Source organism: Pseudacidovorax sp. 1753, assembly GCF_040544975.1.
Lineage (GTDB): Bacteria > Pseudomonadota > Gammaproteobacteria > Burkholderiales > Burkholderiaceae_C > Xenophilus.
On record NZ_JBEPKY010000010.1, the window covers coordinates 117649 to 135018 of the forward strand.

Annotated in this window: 17 protein-coding genes; 7 read left to right on the top strand and 10 right to left on the bottom strand. The window is 69.8% G+C overall.

What is annotated here, in order from left to right:
- Positions 1-48 precede the first annotated feature (48 nt).
- The gene (gene acnA / locus ABIC63_RS14315; RefSeq protein WP_354320230.1) at positions 49-2826 is read left to right on the top strand and encodes an aconitate hydratase AcnA; all 2778 of its coding nucleotides are present in this window, start codon (positions 49-51) and stop codon (positions 2824-2826) included.
- A 250-nt stretch (positions 2827-3076) separates the two neighbouring features.
- On the opposite strand, the gene ABIC63_RS14320 is transcribed toward acnA, so the two are convergent.
- The 3 genes from ABIC63_RS14320 to ABIC63_RS14330 are packed head-to-tail and all read right to left on the bottom strand — an operon-like array spanning position 3077 to position 5362.
- Positions 3077-4282, bottom strand: coding sequence for a low temperature requirement protein A (locus ABIC63_RS14320; protein ID WP_354320231.1), 1206 nt, complete (start codon positions 4280-4282; stop codon positions 3077-3079).
- Positions 4283-4295: 13 nt separating this feature from the next.
- Positions 4296-4565 carry a hypothetical protein gene (locus ABIC63_RS14325; protein ID WP_354320232.1) on the bottom strand — a complete coding sequence of 90 codons (270 nt, stop codon included), beginning with the start codon at positions 4563-4565 and terminating at the stop codon, positions 4296-4298.
- A 14-nt stretch (positions 4566-4579) separates the two neighbouring features.
- Positions 4580-5362, bottom strand: a complete 783-nt coding sequence (locus tag ABIC63_RS14330; RefSeq protein ID WP_354320233.1) for an SDR family oxidoreductase — start codon at positions 5360-5362, stop codon at positions 4580-4582.
- Between the two features lie 112 nt (positions 5363-5474).
- On the opposite strand from ABIC63_RS14330, the gene ABIC63_RS14335 reads away from it, so the two are divergent.
- Positions 5475-6377 (top strand): LysR family transcriptional regulator, encoded by a 903-nt coding sequence (locus ABIC63_RS14335; protein WP_354320234.1) that lies wholly within the window; start codon positions 5475-5477, stop codon positions 6375-6377.
- Between the two features lie 143 nt (positions 6378-6520).
- On the opposite strand, the gene ABIC63_RS14340 is transcribed toward ABIC63_RS14335, so the two are convergent.
- Positions 6521-7420: a LysR family transcriptional regulator gene (locus ABIC63_RS14340; RefSeq protein WP_354320235.1), complete on the bottom strand. Its 900-nt coding sequence runs from the start codon at positions 7418-7420 to the stop codon at positions 6521-6523.
- 177 nt (positions 7421-7597) lie between these two features.
- On the opposite strand from ABIC63_RS14340, the gene ABIC63_RS14345 reads away from it, so the two are divergent.
- From ABIC63_RS14345 to ABIC63_RS14365, 5 genes are all read left to right on the top strand, one after another.
- Positions 7598-8611: a Bug family tripartite tricarboxylate transporter substrate binding protein gene (locus ABIC63_RS14345; RefSeq protein WP_354320236.1), complete on the top strand. Its 1014-nt coding sequence runs from the start codon at positions 7598-7600 to the stop codon at positions 8609-8611.
- Positions 8612-8671: 60 nt separating this feature from the next.
- A complete protein-coding gene (locus ABIC63_RS14350; RefSeq protein ID WP_354320237.1) occupies positions 8672-9724 on the top strand; it encodes an Ldh family oxidoreductase in 1053 nt (350 codons plus the stop codon).
- 76 nt (positions 9725-9800) lie between these two features.
- On the top strand, positions 9801-10790 hold the full coding sequence (locus ABIC63_RS14355) for a Bug family tripartite tricarboxylate transporter substrate binding protein (protein WP_354320238.1): 990 nt from the start codon (positions 9801-9803) through the stop codon (positions 10788-10790).
- Entirely contained in the window at positions 10787-11596 is an 810-nt protein-coding gene (locus ABIC63_RS14360) for an MBL fold metallo-hydrolase (protein ID WP_354320239.1), read from the top strand. Before ABIC63_RS14355 ends, ABIC63_RS14360 begins: the two co-directional genes overlap by 4 nt.
- A 1-nt stretch (position 11597) precedes the next feature.
- Positions 11598-12335, top strand: a complete 738-nt coding sequence (locus tag ABIC63_RS14365) for a transporter substrate-binding domain-containing protein (RefSeq protein ID WP_354320240.1) — start codon at positions 11598-11600, stop codon at positions 12333-12335.
- Here the strand turns inward: ABIC63_RS14365 and ABIC63_RS14370 are convergent.
- From ABIC63_RS14370 to gcvA, 6 genes are all read right to left on the bottom strand, one after another.
- Positions 12315-12608, bottom strand: coding sequence for a hypothetical protein (locus tag ABIC63_RS14370; RefSeq protein ID WP_354320241.1), 294 nt, complete (start codon positions 12606-12608; stop codon positions 12315-12317). The genes ABIC63_RS14365 and ABIC63_RS14370 overlap by 21 nt on opposite strands.
- Before the next feature lie 112 nt (positions 12609-12720).
- Positions 12721-12960, bottom strand: a complete 240-nt coding sequence (locus ABIC63_RS14375) for a hypothetical protein (RefSeq protein ID WP_354320242.1) — start codon at positions 12958-12960, stop codon at positions 12721-12723.
- 94 nt (positions 12961-13054) lie between these two features.
- The gene (locus tag ABIC63_RS14380; RefSeq protein ID WP_354320243.1) at positions 13055-14026 is read right to left on the bottom strand and encodes a Bug family tripartite tricarboxylate transporter substrate binding protein; all 972 of its coding nucleotides are present in this window, start codon (positions 14024-14026) and stop codon (positions 13055-13057) included.
- A gap of 39 nt (positions 14027-14065) precedes the next feature.
- The gene (locus ABIC63_RS14385) at positions 14066-14890 is read right to left on the bottom strand and encodes an enoyl-CoA hydratase-related protein (RefSeq protein ID WP_354320244.1); all 825 of its coding nucleotides are present in this window, start codon (positions 14888-14890) and stop codon (positions 14066-14068) included.
- 38 nt (positions 14891-14928) lie between these two features.
- Positions 14929-16134, bottom strand: a complete 1206-nt coding sequence (locus ABIC63_RS14390; RefSeq protein WP_354320245.1) for a CaiB/BaiF CoA transferase family protein — start codon at positions 16132-16134, stop codon at positions 14929-14931.
- Between the two features lie 328 nt (positions 16135-16462).
- On the bottom strand, positions 16463-17350 hold the full coding sequence (gene gcvA / locus ABIC63_RS14395) for a transcriptional regulator GcvA (RefSeq protein WP_354320246.1): 888 nt from the start codon (positions 17348-17350) through the stop codon (positions 16463-16465).
- Positions 17351-17370: the final 20 nt, after the last annotated feature.

Genomic DNA, 17370 nt, shown 5'->3' on the forward strand with positions numbered 1-17370 from the left:
AGCCCGAGCCTCGGCGCAGCCGGCCGCACCACCATCCACGAAAGCACCATGACGACCATTCCTGAACTCAAGCCGCTGCCCCTGACCGGCCGCATCGTCCACTACGTCCCGATCGCCGGCGTCCCGGGTGTCGAAAGCCTGCCCTTCTCGCTGCGCATCCTGCTGGAGAACCTGCTGCGCCAGGCCGTGCGTGGAGAGGACACCGCCGCGGAGGTGGAAGCGCTGCTCCAGCGGCGCATCGGTGCGGGGCTGAGCTTCTATCCCACCCGCATCTTCGGCCAGGACATCCTGGGCCAGGTGATGCTGGTCGACATGGCCGCGATCCGGGACGCCGTCGCCGACGCCGGCGGGGATGCCGCGAAGGTCAGCCCGAAGGTGCCCGTCGACGTGATCATCGACCACTCACTCCAGGTCGACCGGTGGGCTTCGCCCGATGCCAGGCGCTTCAACCTGGAGCGCGAGTACCAGCGCAACGCGGAGCGGTTCGCGTTTCTTCGGTGGTGCAGCAGTAGCTTCGACGGGGTGCGCATCGTGCCGCCGGGCAAGGGCATCATGCACCAGATCCATCTCGAGCACATTGGCAAGGTGGTGTGGACCGAGGAGACCGAAGCAGGCGCCCTGGCCACGCCGGATACATGCGTCGGCACAGACAGCCACACGCCCATGATCAACGGCCTGGGGATCCTTGGCTGGGGCGTCGGCGGCATCGAGGCCGAGGCGGTCATGGTCGGCAAGCCGGTCGCGATCGCGTTGCCGGAAGTCGTGGGCGTCCAAGTCAAGGGAACGCTTCGCGAAGGGGTTCTTCCGACGGACCTGGTCCTGGCGATCACGCAGCGGATGCGCACGATGGGCGTCGTGGGCAAGTTCGTCGAGTTTTTCGGCACCGGCCTCGAAGCGCTGGCCCTCGGCGACCGCGGCATGATCGCGAACATGGCGCCGGAGTACGGCGCGACGGCGGTCTACTTCCCGATCGACCACAAGACCGTGGACTACCTGCGCATGACCGGCCGCGACGAAGCGCAGATCGAGCTCATCGAGTGCTATGCCAAGGCCCAGGGGTTGTGGCGCGACGCCATGTCCGCGCAGCCGGCGTTCGACACGGTGGTGACGCTCGATCTGGACGAGATACGTCCCTGTCTCGCCGGTCCGCGCAACCCGGAAGACCGCATCGACCTTGACGCGGTTCCCCAGGCGTTCGAGCGGCACCATCTCGAGATCGCCGGCAAGGAGATCGATCCGTCGCGGCGCGTGGCAGTACGCGGCGAGGACTTCACGCTGCACGACGGCGCGGTCGTGATCGCCGCGATCACCAGCTGCACCAACACCGCGAATCCGGTCAACATGATGGCGGCGGGCATCGCCGCGCGCAAAGCCGTGGCACTCGGCTTGAGAAGCAAGCCCTGGGTCAAGACCTCGCTGGTGCCCGGCAGCCAGGTCACGGCCGCCGTCCTTCAGAGCGCAGGCTTGCAGGGCGCACTGGACACCTTGGGCTTCCACGTGGCCGGCTTCGGCTGCACGACCTGCAACGGCGGCTCGGGCCCCCTGCCCGAACACGTGGCCGATGCCATCGAAACCGAAAAGCTGGTGGCGACCGCCGTGCTCTCGGGCAACCGCAACTTCGAAGGCCGCATCCATCCCAATGTCCGCGCCGCCTATCTCGGCTCGCCGGCGCTGGTCGTCGCATACGCACTCGCCGGGTCGCTGACCATCGACGTCACGCGCGATTCCCTGGGCACGGGCAGCCACGGCCAGCAGGTCTATCTCCGGGACATCTGGCCCACCGCCCAGGAGATCGCCGCCGCGGTTGCGACGGCGTACGAGCCCGAACTGTTCCGCGAGAAGTACGCCGACCTCTTCGATGGCGGCGAGGCCTGGAACGCGCTCGCGGGCGAGCGAAGCGAGCGCTTTCCGTGGCAGGAGGGCAGCACGTATATCCGCCGCCCGCCTTACTTCGCAGGCGTGGACCGCCAGCCGCCCGGCGTCGGCGACATTCGCGGCATGCGGCCGCTCGTCATCCTGGGCGACTCGGTGACCACCGACCACATCTCGCCGTCGGGCGCGATCAGCCTGGGAACGCCGGCGGCGGACTTCCTGCTCGCCCACGGCATCCAGAAGGCCGACTTCAACAACTACACGACGCGTCGCGGCAACCACGACGTGGCGGTTCGGGCGACCTTCGCCAACATCCGCCTTCGCAACCGGATCGTTCCCGGCGTCGAAGGCGGCTTCACCCGCGTGATGCCCGAGGGCTCTCAGATGCGCGTCTTCGAGGCGGCCGTCGAGTACATGCGCCGCGACGTGCCGCTCACGGTCATTGCCGGGAAAAACTACGGCTGCGGCTCATCGCGCGACTGGGCCGCGAAAGGGGTCGCCCTTCTGGGCGTGAAGACCGTGATCGCGGAGAGCTACGAGCGCATCCACCGGACCAACCTGGTCGGCATGGGTGTTCTTCCTCTGCAGTTCATGCCAGGCACGAATGCCGACACCCTCCACCTGGACGGCACGGAGATCATCGACGTGCTGGGCTTGGCCGAAGAACTCAAAGTCGGCGGCACGGTGATGGCCGCCATTAGGCGGGCGGATGGCGAAGTGCTGAACGTACCGCTGACCTTGCGGCTGGACACGGAAGAGGACGTCGCCTACTGGCGCCACGGCGGGATCCTGCCCCGCGTCTGGCGCGATTACATGGGCTTCGCCCAAGAAGTCGCTTTAGGCCATGGCGCCCCGCAACGGCAAGGCGGAAGCGCTGGGCGGGATCATGAATTGCCGGACGCTCTTCCTGCAAGCGACACCCCCAGTGCCAGTCAGGCGGTCACCCTGACGTAGCTTTCGCGGGATGTTCGGCCCGAACCTGCTCTGTGTGAGCCAAGCTGTCACTCCGCCTCTTTTGTCATCGGCTGGGCGCTGCCCGCCGCACGGCGCAGCGAGTCGCCCTTGCGGCTGAGGCGATGCTCCTTGGCCAGCAGTCGGTACAGGAGACGTCGGCCATGGTGGGGGACGCCCAGCCAGGCATCCCATACTGCGCGGTCGCGATCGACTGGGCGCGCACTGCGCCCTCGCCGTTGGTGTGTTCGCTTCAGTGCCCGCCCGGATGTCGCGGACCCAGCACCGGATGGCGGCGCGTGCGGGCCTCCCACACGCTCACCGCCAGCAGCACGGCGGTCGTCAACCAGCCCAGTAGCAACAGGCTGCAGATCGTGCCGATCGGAACCAGAGCCAGCAGCGCCGCCGCCCCGGCCAGGTGCGAGCGCGGCACGCCACCGTACACCACCCGCTTGTAGAGCGCACTGCCCAGCAGGTAGACCGCGGGGCCGCCCACCAGCACCATGATCTGCGCCATGCCTGGCACCTCATGCGGATGCGCCAGCACCAGGTCGTTGCCGACGGCGCTGCCGATCACGCCGGCCACCAGCAGGGCATGCACGTAGTGGAAGTACGCGCCGATGCGGCCCGGGTCCTCGGCGCTGCCGATCACCGCGCTCGCGTGCGCGCTGGCGGTGCCGAAGTACAGCCACCAGAGCGCCAGCGTGCCCACAAAGGTGGCGGCCAGCGCCGAGAGGATGTCGAGGCTCCACACGGGCGCATCGGCCAGCATGGCGCCGCTGGCCAGCAGCGTCTCGCCCAGCGCGACGATCACGAAGAGCTGGCAGCGCTCGGCCAGGTGGCCGCCTTCGATGGTCCAGTCGCGCGTGGACGAGCGGCCCAGGCCCGGCAGCGCGAAACCGACCATCGGCGACAGGTATTCGCAGGCCACGGCGACCAGCCAGCAGGCGAGCCGAGCCGGCCCGTCCAGCAGCCCGCCAGCGATCCAGAACACGGCGGCGATGCACAGCCAGCCCAGCATGCGCCGGTAGTTGGCCGCCAGCGGATGCCGTGGCCCCAGCTCTACCACGATGAAAGCCGTGCGTCCCACCTGCATCGCGGCATAGGCGCCGGCGAAGACGAGCCCGCGTTCGCCGAAGGCCTGCGGCAGGCTGCAGGCCATCAGCAGCGCCAGCAGCATGGTGGCGAATAGCAGGCCGCGGATGCGCGGCGTCTGCGGATCGAACCAGTTGGTGACCCAGCAGGTGTACTGCCAGCCCAGCCAGACGGCGAACCACAGCACCAGCGTCTGCAGCAGGCCGCCGGCGTCCAGGTGGTGCAGCAGGCCGTGGCTGAGCTGGGTGACGGCGAAGACGTAGACCAGGTCGAAGAACAGTTCCTCGTAGGTCACGCGGGCATGGCGCCCGTCGCGGTGGCGCAGCGTGGGATGTGGGCGCGCGGCGTGGGTATCGGCCGTCATGGCGTGCGGCCCTTCAGCCACGCGTGAGCCACCACAGCGCGACGCCTGCGGCGATGGCCGGCACGGCGAAGACCAGCAGCAGGATCGGCGCCTCCTCGCGCACGCCGTAGCCCGCGTGGTGCACGCCCACCCACATGTTGATGGCCGCCATCAGCAGCCAGGCGGGCACGAAGGCCCGCGCCGCGGTGGCCATGCCGGCGGCGCTGGCGCCCCACAGCCAGCCGAAGAGCAGGAACAAGCACAGCAGGACGAGCCCGCCGACGATCACCAGTGCCACATGCATGGGCAGTCCTTTCCTTACTTGGTGGTGTAGCCGCCGTTGATCAGGATCGTCTGGCCGGTGATCCACCAGCCCTCGCTCACCAGGTGGCGGATGAAGGGCACCACGTCCTCGACGTCGGTCAGGCCCTTCTTGCTGAACAGCGAAAGGGCAGCGGCGCTCTGGTGGTAGGCCTGCGCGTCGGCGCTTTCCTGACCGTAGAAGAAGGGTGTGTCCATGGGGCCTGGACCCACCGCCGTGACCGAGATGCCGCGCGTGCCGAATTCCTTCGCAGCGGCACGGGTGAAGTGCTCCACCGGCGCCTTGGTGCCGGCGTAGCACGAATAGAAAGGCGTGAAGGCGCCCAGCAGCGAGGTGACGAGCGTGACGATCTTGCCGGTGTCGTTCACGCGGCGGCCGGCTTCCTTCAGGAAGAAGAAGGCCGACTTGCTGTTGACGGCGGACATCTCGTCGTACTCCGCCTCGCTGATGTCGAGGATCGACTTCTTGAGCACCTTGCCCACAGTGTTGATGGCGATGTCGGGTCGGCCCACGTGGGCCGCCGCGTCGTCGAACAGCTGTTCGACCGCAGCTGCACGCGTCAGGTCGGCCTGGAGCGCTACGGCCTCGGCCCCTGCCTGCCGGACTGCGGCCACGGTGGCTTCGGCTGCTTCGCGCGTCGCGTCGCTGTTGTAGTGAACGGCGACGGCTGCGGCACCGTGGGCGGCCAGGTCTCGGGCGAGTTGGCCCCCGAGGTTCTTGGCGCCGCCGGCGATCAGGACCACCTTTCCCTGGATGCCGTGGTTGTGAAAATGGGCCATGTGTCAAAGCTTGTCTGTTGATGTAAGTAAAAAGTTTATTGAAGTGTCCAGGCTGGATAAACTTCGTTTTTCTGTATGAACTAGGCAGAAATCCAGAACAATCGAGCCAACGATGGACCTCATTGACCAACTGCGTGTCTTCACCCGCGTGGCCCATAGCGGCGGCTTCACGGCGGCTGCGCAGCAGCTGGGCTTGCCCCGAACGACGGTGTCGTTTGCCATCCAGCAGCTGGAGGGGCGCCTCGGCGCTCGGTTGCTCAATCGCACGACTCGGCGGGTCAGCCTGACGCAGGACGGCGAGGCGATGCTGGAACGGGCGCTGCTGCTGGTCGCCGAGGCCGAGGAACTGACCCACCAGTTCGATCCCAGCGGCACGGCCGTGAGCGGTCGCCTGCGCGTGGACTTGCCCAGCCGCATGGCGCGGCTACTCGCGGCCCCGGCGCTACCGGCGCTGCTGGCGCGGCATCCGGGGCTGGTGGTCGAACTGGGCTCCAGCGACCGCGCGGTCGACCTGGTGCTCGATGGTGTGGACTGCGCGCTGCGCGTGGGCGGGCTCTCGGCCAGTAGCCTGGTCGCCCGGCCGCTTGGCATGCTGCGGCTGGGCAACTACGCGAGCCCCGCGTACCTGGCCGCGCACGGCGTGCCGCAGACGCCCGAAGACCTGCCGGCACACTGCGCCGTCAACTATGCGCCCCCGTCCCTGGGCCGGGCAGTGCCCTGGGAATGGACGCAGGACGGCGAACTGCGCACCCTGGACCTGGGGGGCCGGGTGACGGTCAACAACGTCGAGACCTACATCGCCTGCTGCCTGGCGGGCGTGGGCCTGATCCAGGTGCCGGTCTACGACGTGCGGGCGCATCTGGCCGCCGGCGAGCTGGTCGAGGTGCTGCACGACTGGCCGGCGCCACCCATGCCGATGAACTTGGTGCATGCGCACCGGCGCCACCTCTCGCGGCGCGTGCTTGTGTTCGCAGACTGGCTGACCGAGGTGCTGGCCGCGACGGCGGACGGCTGACGGCCTGGGGTGGCTTAGCGGGCGGCCGTGTCTCATGCCAGTTCGGTCAGGTAGGTGGTCAGCGATCCCGACGGCGCAGCAGGAGTTCGAGCTGCCCGCCAAGGACTGAATGCGCAACGCGGCGGCCTGGGCCAGCAAGGCGCTCAGGCCTTGCGCTTCTGCGCCCCCTGCACGACCAGGTCGTAGAGCAGCTGCGCCGCTGGCGGCAGCACCCTGCCGCGGCGCGAGATGAGGCCGAGGGAGCGCACGATCGACGGCTCGGCCAGGGGCACGGCCACCACCTGGCCCTTGCCGGCCGGCGGCAGCGCCATGCGAGGCACAACCGCGATGCCCAGGCCGGCTTCCACCATGCTCACCAGCGCCGGCACGTGGCGCACCTCGCAGAACCAGCGCGGCCGCTCGGGCGTCTGGGCCAGCGCCTGGTCGATCAGAAAGCGGTTGCCGCTGCCCTGGGCCAGGGCGATGTAGGCATGCTCGCCCAGCTCCTGCCACCGCACCCGCTTGCGGCGCGCCAGTGGATGGCCGGTGGGGCAGGCCACCACGAAGGCGTCGTCCATCAGCGGGCGGAAGTCGACGTCGGCCTCCTGCGTGCCGATGTAGGTGAGGCCGAAGTCGGCGTCGCCGCGCGTCACGGCCAGCAGCACGTCGCTGGAAGCCTCGTCGAGCACGCGGATGCGGATGGCCGGGTAGCGGGCGTGGTAGCGGTCGATCACGCCGGGCAGGAAGTGGCCCACGGCCGAGGGCACGCAGGCCAGCGTCACCTCGCCGCGCAGGCGGGCGGCCACGTCCTCGATGCCCAGCAAGGCACTGTCGAGTTCGTTGAGCACGTTGCGCGCCTTGTGCACGAAGGTGCGGCCGACCACGGTCAGTTCCACCTTGCGCGTGGTGCGGTTGAACAACGCCACGCCCAGCGCGTCCTCCAGCTTGTCGATGCGCCGCGACAGCGCCGATTGCGAAAGGTGCAGCGCCTCGGAGGCGGCGCGGAAGCTGGCGAGATCGGCCACGGCCAGGAAGGCGCGCAGGTCGGCGAGGTCGAAGTTCATGGCAGGGGCAGGCAGGCGGACTTTTGTGCGATACGCAAGAATCCCACGGATATTTGCACTTTACACCGGCAATGGGCGAATCGATCATTCGTCCACGGTCGTCGCCTGTGGGCGGCGGCTTCCACGGAGACACGCAACCCGGCCCGCCACAAGGCGCTGCGCACGGGCTTCCGCTTGATGAAGGGAACGCCCAAGATTTCCTCGCTGTTCCGCATCCCCGTCGGCCGCCGCGCCCTGTGCACGCTGGCCCTCGCCCTCGCCGCCGGCACGGCGGCGGCCGCACCGCCTGCCGCCTGGCCGCAGCGGCCCATCCGGCTCATCGTTCCCTACGGCCCTGGCGGAAGCTCCGACGTCATCGCCCGTTCGCTGGCCGGCGAGATGAGCAAGTCGCTCGGCCAGTCGGTGTTCGTCGACAACAAGGCCGGCGGGCAGGGCACCATCGCCATGGTGGAGGCGGCCCGCGCGGCGCCCGACGGCTACACGGTGGTGCTCGGCCACGTGGGCACGCTGGCGGTCAACCCGGCCATGATGGCGAAGCTCCCCTACGACGCCGCGAAGGACTTCGCCCCGGTCGGGCTGCTCACGCGGGTGCCCATGCTCTTCGCCGTCGGCCCCAAGGACCGCTCGGCCACGCTGCCCGCCTTCATCGCCGAGGCCAAGGCCGCGCCGGGCCGGCTCAACTACGGCTCGGCCGGCAACGGCAGCGCGGGCCACCTGGCCTTCGAGATGCTCAAGCTGCGCGCGGGCATCGACGTGACCCATGTGCCCTACAAGGGAACCGGCGCGCAGATGACCGACCTGCTGGCCGGCACCATCGAAGCGGCCTCCGCCGGGCTGCCGGGCTTCCTGCCGCACGTGAAGGCGGGCAGGCTGCGCATCCTGGCGGTGGGCGCGGCCGAGCGGCTGCCGGCCCTTCCCCAGGTGCCCACGGTGGCCGAGCTGGGCTACCCGGGCTTCGAGAGCTCGCAGTGGTTCGGCCTGCTGGCGCCCGCCGGCACGCCGGCCCCCATCGTCGAGCGCCTGCACCAGGAGGCGGTGAAGGCGCTGGGCACGCCGGCCGTGGTCCACCGCCTGGCCGAGCACTCCAGCACGCCCATGCCGCTCGGCCCGCAGGAATTCGCCCGCTTCATCGTCGCCGAGCAGAAGCGCTGGGGCGAGGTGGTGCGCAGCGCCCGCCTCACGGCCGACTGAACGCTGAACGCGGTTCCCTCTTTCCTCTTCTTCATTCCATTTCTTCCGATCGCGACCACCATGAACGCACGCGCCGACACCCTTCCCTGCCTGCCCGAAGCCGAACTGCGCACCCTTGGCGAACGCGCCTTCCAGGGCCTGGGCCTGCCCGCCGCCGACGCCGCGGACGTGGTGCAGGTGCTGCTGCTGGCCGACCTCTTCGGCCTGTCCACCCACGGCCTGGGCCGCATCGAGTCCTATGGCGAGCGGCTGGAGCTGGGCGGCATCGCCCGCCAGCCCGGGATCGCCAGCGAGCGCGTGGCCCCGGCCCTGGCCCGCATCGACGGCGCCAACGGCGTGGGCCCGCTGGTGGGCATGCACGGGCTGCGCACCGCCATGCAGCTGGCGCGCGAGAACGGCATCGGCGCGGCCTTCGTGCGCGGCAGCAACCACTTCGGTCCGGTCTCGCCCTACAGCTGGATCGCGGCCGAGGCCGGCTTCGCCAGCATGATCGGCAGCAATGCCACCACCACCATCGCGCCCTGGGGCGGCAGCGACGCGCGGCTGGGCAACAGCCCGCTGGGTTTCGGCGTGCCCGGGGCCGACGGGGCGCACTTCATGCTCGACATGGCGATGAGCGTGGTGGCCCGCGCCAAGATCCGCAATGCGCTCAAGGCCGGCCAGCCCATTCCCGACAACTGGGCCACCGACAAGGCCGGCCGCCCCACCACCGACCCGCGCGCGGCGCTCGACGGCTTCCTGCTGCCCATCGGCGGGCACAAGGGCTACGGATTGGCGCTGCTGGTGGACCTGTTCGCCGGCCTGCTGTCCGACGCGGCCTACCTGACGCACGTGAAGTCCTGGGTCGATGCGCCCGACGAGCCGCAGAACCTGGGCCACTTCTTCGTGCTCATCGACACGCGCCGCCTGGGCTCGGCCGGCTGGCTGGCCGCGCGCATGCACGACTTCGCGCAGATCCTGCACGGCAGCGCGCCGGTGGAGGCCGGCCGCCCGGTCATCGTGCCCGGGCAGATCGAGCTGCGGAACATGGCGCGCCAGCGGGCCGAGGGCGTGGCCATCGACCCCGCCGCGCTGGCGCTGCTGCAGCGCCATGCGGCGCGCGTGCCGGCCTGACCCTGCGAGCGTCCCAGCGGCGCCGCACCTCGCGTCCGCCGAACCGCGGCGGCACGGCGACATCACGGAGACAACCATGACCTTCACACGCAGACAACTCCTGGCCGGTGCAGGTGCGGCCCTGGCCGCCGCGGCGCTGCCCGCCGGCGCCCAGAGCCGCCCGGCCTGGCCCGCCAAGCCCATCCGGCTGATCGTGCCCTACGCGGCCGGCGGCGCCGCCGACATCACGGCGCGCGTGCTCGCCAAGCCCATGGCCCAGGCGCTGGGCGTGCCGGTGGTGATCGACAACCGCGGCGGCGCCAACGGCAACATCGGCACCGACGCGGCCGCCAAGGCGGCGCCGGACGGCGACACGCTGCTGTTCACCGCCAGCGGGCCCATCGTGGCCAACCATGCGCTCTATGCCTCGCTGCCCTACGATCCGCTGAAGGACCTGCGGCCGGTGGCCCAGGCCACCAGCTACCAGTACGTGCTGGTGGTGGCCCAGGCCTCGCCGCTGCGCGATGTGAAGCAGCTGGTGCAGGCGGCCAAGGCCGCGCCCGGCCGCATCAGCTACGGCTCCAGCGGCATCGGCGGCGGCGCCCATCTGGCGGGCGCCCTGCTGGCGCGCATGGCCGGCGCCGAGATGACGCACGTGCCCTACAAGGGCAACGCGCCGGCCCTGGCCGACTTGCTCGGCGGGCAGCTCTCCTGCACCTTCGACACGGAGGTCACCGCCGCGCCGCAGATCGCCAGCGGCAAGCTGCGTCCGCTGGCCGTGTCGGGCCCGCGCCGCTCGCCGCTGCTGCCCGAGGTGCCGACGATGCAGGAACTGGGCTTTGGCGGCTTCGTGGTCACCCAGTTCCAGGGCCTGTTCGCGCCGGCCCGGACCGACGCCGCCATCGTCGCGCGGCTGCACCGCGAGCTGATGGCCGCCCTGCGCCTGCCCGAGGTGGTGCAGCGGCTGCAGACCGACGGCGGCTACGAGCTGGTGGGCGGCACGCCCGAGCAGTTCGCCCAACTGGTGGCGCAGGAGCATGCGGCCTACGGCAAGCTGGTCCGCGACGCCCACATCCGCGCCGAATGACCATGCCCGACTACCGCATCGACGTGCTGGTGCAGGGCTTCCCGGGCCGGGCCGTCTGCCACGGCGGCCTGGGCTGGAGCACGGTGACGCTGATCCGCGGCGGCGGCCGCACGGCGCTGCTGGACGTGGGCGCCTTCGGCGTCCGGCGCGAGTTGGCTGCGCAGCTCGCGCGCCTGGGCGTGGCGGCGCAGGACGTGACGGACGTGGTGCTTACCCATGCCCACTACGACCATGCCGTCAACTTCACGCTGTTCCCGCAGGCCACGGTGTGGATCGGCGAGGCCGAACTGGACTGGGCCGCCGCACAGCCGCCGGGCTTCGACCCGCTGCCCGAGCTGTACGTGCGCGAACTGCAGGCCAGCCCGCGCGTGCGGCGCCTGGGCGATGGCGACGAATGCCTGCCGGGCCTGCGTGCCGTGGCCGCGCCCGGGCACACGCCGGGGCACCTCGTCTTCCCGCTGGAAGGCGCGGGCACGGCGCCCGTGCTCTTCACCGGCGATGCCGCCAAGAACCGCGCCGAGCTGATCGGCATGCGCGTGGACGCCAGCTTGGACCATGGCGCCAGCCGCGAGACACTGGCGCTGATCTGGGCGCTGTGGCGGGCCGTGCCCGGCACGCTGCTGGTGCCGGGCCACGACCTGAGCATGTGGCTCGATGCCGACGGCCAGCCGCAGTACGTCGGCGAGCGGCGCGCCGCCATCGCGGCCTGGTTCGGCGAGAACGTGGCCGAGTCGACGATGATCGACCTGTGCGGCGCGCCGGCTGGTGGCCTGTTCCGCTGCCTTGTTCCTCCCGTAAGAGCTTGACATGTCCTCTATCGATCCGGCCGTCGTGGCCGCCTTTGCGCCGCGCGGCGTGCTGCGCGCTTCCATCAACCTGGGCAACCCGATCCTGGCAAACCGCGACGCGGGCACCGGCGAGGTGGGGGGCGTGTCGGTCGACCTGGCCCGCGCCTTCGCGCAGAAGCTGGGCGTGGACATCGAGCTGGTGGTGTTCGACGCCGCGGGCAAGTCGGTGGCGGCCGTCACGGCCGAAGAGGCCGACATCGGCTTCTTCGCCATCGACCCGCTGCGCGGCGAGGGCATCCGCTTCACGGCGCCCTACGTGCTGATCGAGGGCGCGTACCTGGTGCGCGAGGCCTCGCCCCTGCAGTCCAACGATGAGGTGGACCGCGCCGGCATGCGCGTGACGGTGGGCAAGGGCAGCGCCTACGACCTGTACCTGACGCGCACGCTCAAGGCCGCCACCATCGAGCGCGCGCCGACCTCGCCGGCCGTGGTGGACACCTTCATCGCCGAAGGCGCCGACGTGGCCGCCGGCGTCAAGCAGCAGCTCCAGGCCGATGCCGCGCGCATCGGCGGCCTGCGTCTGCTGCCGGCGCGCGTCATGGTGATCCAGCAGGCCATGGGCACGCCCACCAGCCGAGGCGAGGCCGCGGCCGCCGTTCTGGCGGCCTTCGTGGAAGAGGCCAAGGCCAGCGGCTTCGTGGCCGCGGCGCTGGCGCGCAACGGGATCGAGGGTGCGTCAGTGGCGCCGGCGGCCTGAGCGCTCCGGGCGGCGAACACCGCGCCTGCAGCACGCCCGCCAGCACCCTGTGCGTGGACTGATGGCGTTGTTGGTGATGATCTTGCTGTCGCCCACGTTCACAAGAGTGCGCGAGGTCGGGATGCGGCGTTTAAGCAGTGCTCGTTCTAAGGCAAGTCTCGACGCTTCGGTCAGTTCTTCCACGGTGGCCGCAAGACACGCCAGTTTGGGCGGCATGCCTTCCGGGCGCAGGCTGCCCAACCCTTTCAGGAAGCTCTCGATGGCGATGTCCACAAAACTCGTCGGTACGGGTGTGGGCGTAGCCGTGCAGCGTCGCCTACTTCTTCCGGTTGGTCGAAGTTGTAGAGGTCGGCGGCATCCGCATAGACGCCGGTGGCCGAGAGCGTTACGCCGGGCGCGCCGAACAGCTTGTGAACGGATGTCTTTTCTTCTGGTGGCGCTTGAGGATGATCTTCTGCGTGTTGGAGACGATGATGTTGAAGCGCGAGCGATCCAGCGTATCCGGAGAGGTGCCTGCGTCTTCGAGGTAGTGAAAGCGCAGGTGCGTGGTCAGAAAGTTGACGTACTCCGGCGGCACCACGCGGGTGAGATAGAGCGCCTCAATCTCCTTCAGCGATTGCAGCATCGCACTGCGCGCAAATCAATGGTCGGCATGGCCCGTCGGTTCTGCGTAGATCTCTCGAAGACGTCGTGACGCGCCATCGTTGAGACGCGGGACTTCATTCCGGCTCAATGCCTGCAGCCTTGATCACGCGCCCCCATTTCTGGGTGTCCGTCGCCTGAAAGCGCGCGAGATCTTCCGGGCTCGTCGTCCACGGCTCGGTGCTGGTGTTCGCATAGAAACTCTTCGCCTGACTGCTCGCCGAGGCGGCGACAAGCCACTCGCGAAGCCGCTGGGCCACGGGCTCCGGGGTCGCGGCTGGCACGTAGGCCCCGAACCAGTAACCGATGTCGTAGCCCGTCACCCCGGCTTCGGCGATGGTCGGCACCTGGGGCAACGGCGCGATGCGCTGCGGCGTGGACACGCCCAGCGGCCGCAGCTTGCCGGACTGGATGTGGGGCAGGCCGGTCACCGTGTCGATGAACATCAGGTCGATCTGCCCGCCCAGCAGATCTGTCAGGGCGTTCGGATTGCTCTTGTAGCCGACCCAGAGGATGTCGGTGCCGCTCAACTGCTTGAACATCTCGCCGGCCATGCGGCTGGATGAGTTGCCGCTGCCAAAGGTCAGCGTGCCCGGGCGGCGACGTGCGTGCGCCAGGACATCCGCCACGCTGCGATAGGGGGCTTCCTGGCGCACCACGAGCACGGTGCCGCCGCGGCCCAGCGCCGTCAGCGGCTTGAAGTCCTTGATCGGGTCATAAGGCAATTTGCGGTAGAGGAAGGGGTTGGCCGTCTGGGTGCTGTTGGTCGTCACGAGCACGGTATAGCCGTCTGCAGGCGCGCGCGCGACATGCTGGGCCGCCAGCATGCCGCCGGCGCCGGCGCGGTTGTCCACCACCACAGGTTGGCCGGATTGTTCGGTCACGCCGACCGCAAGCGCACGTGCCAGCTGGTCGGTGGCGCTGCCGGCGCCGAATGGCACGACGAAGTTCAGGGGCTTGTCGGGGTAGGCCGCGCGGGCGGGGCGCGTGGCGCCAAGGGCGGTGAGCAGCAGAGGCGCCAGCGTGGCGGCGCGTCGGGTGAGGGGCATGGTCGGTCTCCGTTCGTTATGTCTGATGGGCCCGCCGGGTCAGGCGGCTGCGCCATGAGGCGCACACGGCCGGTTCTGCCGCTCCAGGAAGGCGTGGACGGCGGCCTTGTGTTCGTCGCCGGCCATCAGCAGCGCCTGCATGGATGCCGCCATCTCCAGCGCGGCCGGCAATGACGCCGTCGCCGACTCGCGCACGAGCTTCTTGGCCATGCGCAGGGCACGCTGCGGCGCGGCGGCGATGCGGCGTGAGAGCGCCTGCACTTCGGCGTCCAGATCCTCGTCGGGCACGACGCGCGTGACGATGCCCGCGGCCAGCGCAGCCTGCGCGTCAATGAACTCGCTGGTGAAGCTCAGCTCCAGGGCCTTGGACAGGCCCACCAGCCGCGTCAGGAACCAGGCACCGCCGATGCCCGAGATCAAGCCCAGCCGCAGGAAGCTCTCGGCGAAACGCGCCCGGGTGCCGGCGATGCGCACGTCGCACATCAGCGCAATGTCGAAGCCGGCGCCCACGGCTGCACCGTTCACGGCGGCGATCAGTGGCACCTCGAGGGCCTGCGTGGCCAGGGTGATGCGGTGCAGTACCTCGATCAGGCGCTCACGCACCTGGTCGGGGCTGCCCTGCATCAAGTCTGCGCCGCTGCGCATGTCGTCCACATTGCCGCCGGTGCAGAAGTGGCGAGCCGTCGAGCGCAGTACGACACAGTGCACGTCATGGCGGCGGGCCGCCCCTTCCAGGGCCTCGGCCAGGGCTTGGCTCATGGCCACGGTGAGCGCGTTGCCGGTGGCGACGGCGTCCATCGATACGGTCAGCACGCCGTGGTCGCAGTGGGTCGATACGGGGGAAGGTTGGGAAATGGTCGTCATGGTCGCGACAGGAAAGGGGAGGGGAGGGGCACCAGGCGTCAGGCCACCGCACCGGCGGTCACCACGCCGGATGCGATCAGGGCCTGGATGGTGGAGTCGGGGATGCCGTACGCCGTCAGCACCTGCGCAGAGTGCTGGCCCACGAGCGGTGGCGGTGCCGCAGGGGCGCCGGCAAGACCAGGGCCTGCCAGGGCGAAGCCGGGCATGCGCACACTGCCGGCAACAGGGTGCTCCAGGCAGGTCTCGATGCCGCTGTGGTGGTATTGCGCGGTTGCGGCCACGTCGCGGTAGCCGGCGATGGGCGCGCACAGGATGTCCGCTTCGTCGAGTCGTGCCAGCCAATGGGCCGAGCTCTGCCGCCGGAAGGCGGCGCCAAGCGCCTCCTGCAACGCCGGCCGGTGCGCCACGCGTGCGCTGTTGTCCGCGAAGCGCGGGTCGTCTCTCAATGCGGGCATGTCGAGTACGTCGCACAGCGCCGCCCAGCGCTCGGGCTGGTAGGCGGCGACCATGATCCAGCTGTCCGCCGTGGGAAACGCTTCGTTCGGCGCGGCGTAGGGCGCCGCGCTGCCGGTCTTTCGCGGCTCTTCCCCGGTGGCGAGGAAGAACGCCAGTCCGACCTGCTGCAGCATCAACGTGGCGTTGTACAAGCTCACGTCCAGGTGCTGCCCGGTGCCGCCCGTGCGCACTTTGTGCAGGGCCCCCAGGATGCCGATGGTGGCAAGGTAGCCGGTTGTCATGTCCGCCACGGGGACCGACACCTTCAGCGGATCGGTGTGCTCGCTGCCGATCGCGCTCATGAGGCCGGCGACGGCCTGGACGATGCCGTCCACTCCTGCCCGTGCGCGCCAAGGTCCGGTCTGGCCGAAGGCGGAGATGGAGCAGTAGACGAGCCGTGGTTGCAACTGCATCAACGCCGGTGCATCCAGGCCCAGCCTCTGCATCACACCGGGGCGAAAGCTCTCGATCAGCACGTCTGCCCCTGCCGCCATGTGCCGCAGCACCGCTTGGCCCTCGGCGGTCTTCAGATCGATCGCCAGGCCGCGCTTGTTGCGGTTCACGCTCAGCGCCACCACGCTTTCGCCGTTCAGGTAGGGCGGGCCGATGCGACGGCCGAGTTCCCCGTCCAGAGGCTCGATCTTGACCACGTCGGCGCCCATGTCGCCCAGCAGCATTCCGCACACCGGGCCTGCCACCACATGGGACAGATCCAGGACCTTGATGCCTTTGAGGCTGTCGGTGAGCATGGAATGTCCTCGGTCTTCAGACCGCATGGGGGGCGGCGGCATGCAGCGCGGGCGCCGCCATCGGCGCAGCCGGTGCCTGTGTGCGCGCGACTGGCACGAAGACCGGTGGGGACGGCGTGGCGTCGACGTGGCGACGGGGGGTGTTCGCCGGCAAGGTGTGGCGGGGCATGGACTCCTCCTTCTCGGGGTGCTGGCCGATGCCGGGTCCGCGGAATGCGCGGACTCGCCATGTATCGACTGGCCCAGAGGATAGGAAGCGGCCCCCCGGTGGGGCAAACGACTTTATGGGCAGGGCGTTTGACTTTTGCTCAACGCCCCTGCGCGGCGCTCAGTCCTCGAGCGCCTCGGCCAGCCAGGTGCGGAAAGCACGCAGGGCCGTCGACTCGGACCGTGCTGCCGGCACGGCGAAGTAGTAGGTGAAGGCTCCGCAGTCCAGCGCGTGGTCGAAGGCCGTGACCAATGCGCCGCAGGCCAGTTCCTTTTCGACCAGCGCCTGCTGCGCGATGGCCACGCCATGGCCCTCCAGCGCGGCCTGGTAGGCCAGCAAGGACGTCTCGTACTTCATGCCTCGGTAAGGGTTGACGTCGGCCGCACCGGCAGCTTTGAGCCACCGCGCCCAGTCGTCCGGCCTCGCCATCGAGTGCAGCAGCGTCTGATGCGCCAGATCCCGTGGCGCCTGTAACGCATGCGTTGCGGCATAGCCGGGAGAGACGACCGGTACCAGCACATTGGGCATGAGCCGCTCTGTGCGCAGGCCGGCCCAGTCGCCGTCGCCCAGCTGGATGCCGGCATCGATGGTTTCGCGCTCGAAGTCCAGCGGCGCGGACGACGTGGCCACCTGCACGTCGATCGAGGGATGTCGGCTGTGAAAGCCGGCCAGGCGGGGGATCAGCCATCGCACGGCGAAAGTGGCGGGCGAGCGGATCTTGAGCACGCGGCGCCTGTAGCTGCCGCCCATGACGACATTGGTCGCTTCGCGCAGTGCGGCCAGCAGCGGCCCGACCTCGGCCAGGTAGCGCGCTCCCGCCGGCGTGAGCCGGACGCCGCCTGGTACCCGCTCGAACAACGACACGGCCAGGAACTCTTCCAGCGTCCTGATCTGGCGGCTGACCGCTGCGGGTGTCACCGCCAGCTCGTCCGCGGCCCTGGAGACGCTCTGCAGGCGGCCTGCGGCCTCGAAAGCCTTCAAGGGATTGAGCGGCGGAAGCGGGTGCATCACGGCGCAGTCTAAGGCGC